At 37.2% G+C, this 4,449-nt stretch carries 4 protein-coding genes and 1 pseudogene; all 5 read left to right on the forward strand.

Annotated elements, in window-relative coordinates:
• Positions 1-637: pseudogene (locus tag ACY65O_RS18145) on the forward strand (SusC/RagA family TonB-linked outer membrane protein); the annotation flags it as partial.
• Between the two features lie 20 nt (positions 638-657).
• Positions 658-2,214, forward strand: coding sequence for a SusD/RagB family nutrient-binding outer membrane lipoprotein (locus ACY65O_RS18150; protein ID WP_462222273.1), 1,557 nt, complete (start codon positions 658-660; stop codon positions 2,212-2,214).
• A gap of 77 nt (positions 2,215-2,291) precedes the next feature.
• Entirely contained in the window at positions 2,292-3,377 is a 1,086-nt protein-coding gene (locus ACY65O_RS18155; RefSeq protein WP_462222274.1) for an alkaline phosphatase family protein, read from the forward strand.
• A 3-nt stretch (positions 3,378-3,380) separates the two neighbouring features.
• A complete protein-coding gene (locus ACY65O_RS18160; protein WP_462222275.1) occupies positions 3,381-3,971 on the forward strand; it encodes an HD domain-containing protein in 591 nt (196 codons plus the stop codon).
• Between the two features lie 11 nt (positions 3,972-3,982).
• Positions 3,983-4,449, forward strand: a 467-nt coding sequence (locus tag ACY65O_RS18165) for an HAD hydrolase-like protein (protein ID WP_462222276.1), incomplete at its 3' end; no start/stop codon positions are given.

A 4,449-nucleotide genomic window follows, 5' to 3' on the forward strand; every position in this document is an offset into this window, starting at 1 on the left:
ACCTGTAGCGCAATTTGCTGGTTATGCAAGTCCAAAATTTGTTTGGGGATTTAATAACAGATTCAATTACAAAAATATTTCATTAAGCTTTCAGTTCGATGGCCGTGTAGGTGGAGTTATGGAAGATTATGTAAGAAAGAAAACCTTCCAGGGTGGCCGCCATATTGAAACGGTTGAAGGTGCATTGGGTGCTTCAAGATACGATGATACAAAAGGTATTAAATCTTATCTCGGTGAGGGGGTGCAGGTATCAAACGGTACTGCAATAACTTTTGATCCTGTAACCGGCTTAATTACCAACTACTCAGCACTTCAGTTTGCAGTCAACGGCACTAAAACTTATGTGCAGGATTATGTTAGCCGTGTGCATAGTATCCCGGAACCCAACATGATGAGTAAAAGCTATCTTAAACTAAGAGAAATAATTTTGGGATACAACTTACCTGCAAAAGTTTTAGGCAAATCATTTATAAAAAATGCCAGCGTTTCATTTGTTGCCCGTAACATTCTATACTTTATGAAGGACAGCCGCTTTAAAGATGTGGATATTGACCAGTATGCCGGCAGCCAATCCAGCATCAATTTACAAACACCTACTACCAGGAGTTATGGTATTAACCTAAATATTGTTTTTTAATTAATTATAAAAACTAAAAAATGAAAAAGATACTTTCTATACTCTCCGTTAGCGCAATACTTTGTGCTACCTCTTGTAAAAAAAATTTCAATACTTTACAAAACGATCCCAACAGGCCTACAAGTGTTCCTGCAAGCCTTATTTTAAATGGGGTATTATCCGATATTTATCAAAGTCCGTTTAGCCCCACGCAACGCTGGAACCAGTTTTATGCCTGTAACTATGCCTATTACGGCGATCAGCAATACACCTGGTCGGGTGTTTCATTCAACACTTATAATACACTAAAAAATGTAATTAAGATGGAGGAAGAAGCTGGAAAAAACCTGGCTTCACCCAATCCATACAGTGCGTTAGGTAAATTTTTCAGGGCATACTTATTTTATAACCTTAGTATGCAAACAGGAGATATTCCTGTATCGGAGGCGCTGAAATCTTTAGCCAATACTGCCCCAAAATATGATTCTCAAAAAGAAGTATTCAAACAAATATTGGTTTTGCTGGAAGAAGCAAATACTGATATGAGTACCGTTATCACCAAAGGAGGTTATTTATTATCAAACGATTTTTATTATAATAATGATTTAAGTAAATGGCGCAAAGCAGTAAATGCATTTAAACTCCGGGTTTTAATTCAGTTAAGTAAATATGAAGGTGATGCAGATTTAAGCATCAAACAAAAATTTACTGAAACATTTACTAACACTGCAAAGTATCCCATATTTACAAATATGGAAGATAACATGCAGTATGTTTACAACGCACAGTACAATAAATACCCCACCAATCCTGAAAGTTTTGGTTTTGATGTAGCCCGCTATAATATGACTTCTACTCATTTAAATACTTTAGTTAACCTTAAAGACCCCCGTACTTTTTATGTAGCAGAACCTGCAGCAGCATTAGTAACGGCCGGGGCTGCACCAAACAGTTTTGCCGCATTTAACGGTGCCGGCAGCGGAGAAGATTTAGCCAATATGAGTGCCGATGCAGGGCTGGGAAAATATTCTTTTATTAACCGCAAAAGATATTACAGCACTTTTACCGCAGAAAATTGTACGCAAATTGGTTATGCCGAAATGTGTTTTAATATTGCTGAGGCTGTAAACCGTGGCTGGATAACAGCCAACGCAGAAGACTGGTACACGAAAGGCATACAGGCCAGTATTGGTTTTTATGGTATCATTAATGGAACCAATACTGTTACTTTTCAAAAACCAAGTGGCACATTAAGTGACTATAATACTTATACCATCAACTACGACTGGGCAACTTATTATGCACAGCCTTTAGTTAAATACGCCGGTAACAGTGCAGCAGGTTTAAATCAGATTGTTACCCAAAAATATTTAGCCTTTTATCAAAACAGCGGTTGGGAAGCTTATTACAACTGGCGCCGTACGGGCATACCAACTTTTAATACCGGGGCAGGAACAGGGAACAGTAACAGGGTAGCATTAAGGTTTCAATACCCAACAGCAGAAAAGTCAATTAATACTGCCAATGTAAATGCAGCCATACAGTCGCAGTTTAGCGGTAATGATGATATTAATGCCAAAATGTGGATCATTAAATAATTTTTAGCAGTAACAATCAATAACACAAAGTGATGGAGCCTTCGTAAGGCTCCATCCACTATTTAAAAAACTTTATTATGAAAAGGGGAATATATATATTGATATTTCTGTTGCTGCAAACAATATCAGCAGCTGTTACCGCACAGCCAAAAACTGAAAATATTGTAATAGTTACTTTAGATGGTATGCGGTGGCAGGAAGTTTTTAGCGGGGCAGATGCAGTAATTTTAAAAAATAAAAAATATACTAAAGACAGCAGCGGCACCAGTAAAGATTTTTGGGTTGATGATGCATCGGAAAGAAGAAAAAAACTTTTCCCTTTTATATGGAACACCATTGCAACGCAGGGCCAGTTATATGGTAACAGATGGGCAGGAAATAAAGTTAACAATGCAAATCCTTTTTGGTTTTCTTATCCTGGCTATAATGAAATATTTACAGGCTATCCGGATACGTCAGTCAACAGTAATGATAAGATCTGGAATAAAAATACCAATGTGCTGGAGTTTATCAACCAGCAAAAAAATTATACCGGTAAAGTTGCAATCTTTTCTACCTGGGATGTTTTTCCTTATATCCTAAATACACAAAGAAGTGGCCTGTATGTAAATGCTGATGTGGATTCATTGAAATTTTCATCTCCAACATTACAGTTAATTAATGATATGCAGTTTTTAACCACACGCCCTGTTGGTGTACGGCCTGATGTGTTTACTTACTTTGCTGCAAGGGAGTATATGAAAGCGTATCAGCCAAAAGTATTATACATTGCCTTTGATGAAACGGATGATTTTGCACATGGCGGGGAATACGACCAGTATTTAAAAAGTGCTTATTCGCAAGATGCTATGATTGCTGATTTATGGAACTATATCCAGTCAGCTGCACAATACAAAAACAAAACTACATTAATTGTAACCTGCGATCATGGCCGTGGTGATAAAGACAAAGACAACTGGAAACACCATGGCAGTAAAATTGAAGATGCCGGACAAATATGGATTGCTGTAATTGGGCCAGATACAAAACCGCTGGGAGAATTAAAAACCGAAAATACTTTATATCAAAAACAACTTGCTGCAACATTTGCAAAATTACTCGGCTTTACGTTTACCGCAAATCATCCTGTTGCTGATCCTGTAGAAAGCATTTATAAAAACTAAAGTATGGTTACAGAAAATATTTTATTAGCAGTAAAGGAGATACTGTTTTTGTATAAAAACTATGGCAGCGAAGATTATATTGGCGAACCGGTTAGCCAGATAGAACACATGTGCCAGTGTGCACAGTTAGCAGAAGCAAGTGGTGCAGCAAATGATGTTATACTGGCTGCGTTCTTTCATGATATTGGCCATTTGTGTGAATTTGCTTTTCCCGAAAAAAAAATTCAGCATATGGATAATGTGGGTGTAGTAGATCATGAAAATTTAGGAGCGGAATATTTATTAAGCAAAGGTTTTTCAGAAAAAATTGCAAAGCTGGTGCAAAGCCATGTGGCGGCAAAGCGTTACCTCACCTATCACTATCCAGAATACTATAATCAATTATCCGGAGCCAGTAAAAAAACATTGGAGTTTCAGGGTGGCGTAATGACACACGAAGAAGCCATGGCTTTTGAAGAAGACGATTTGTTTGATCAGTATGTTGCTATCCGCCGCTGGGATGATCTTGCAAAAAAAACACAAGAACCCTTACCCGATTTATTGCACTACAAACAAATGATGGTGGAGCATCTTTCTATACAAAATAACTTATAAAAAGCAGCAGTATGATTAAGATGGTAGTTTTTGATATGGCCGGCACCACTGTTGATGAAAACAATGTAGTGTATAAAACTTTGCAAAAAGTAATTAACGAAGCTGGCTACAATTTTTCTTTAGCACAAGTGCTTACCACTGGCGCAGGTAAAGAAAAACTGCAGGCTATAAAAGATATTATTGCATTGGAAAATACTACACCTGATGATGCAACAGCCAATAAAATATACCATTTGTTTGTAGATGAACTGGCAACCGCTTACGATAGTTTTGAAATAAAACCACAGCCTGCAGCCGAAGAAACTTTTGAAGCTTTAAGAGCAAAAAATATTTTAGTAGTATTAAATACCGGTTATAACGAAAAAACCGCCTTGGGCATTTTAGAAAAACTCCATTGGAAAACAGGGAACCAAATTGATGGATTAATTACGGCCACTGATGTACAAAATAACCGGCCGCAACCAGATATGATTTTATT

Source organism: Ferruginibacter sp., from assembly GCF_031430955.1.
Taxonomy (GTDB): Bacteria; Bacteroidota; Bacteroidia; order Chitinophagales; family Chitinophagaceae; genus Ferruginibacter.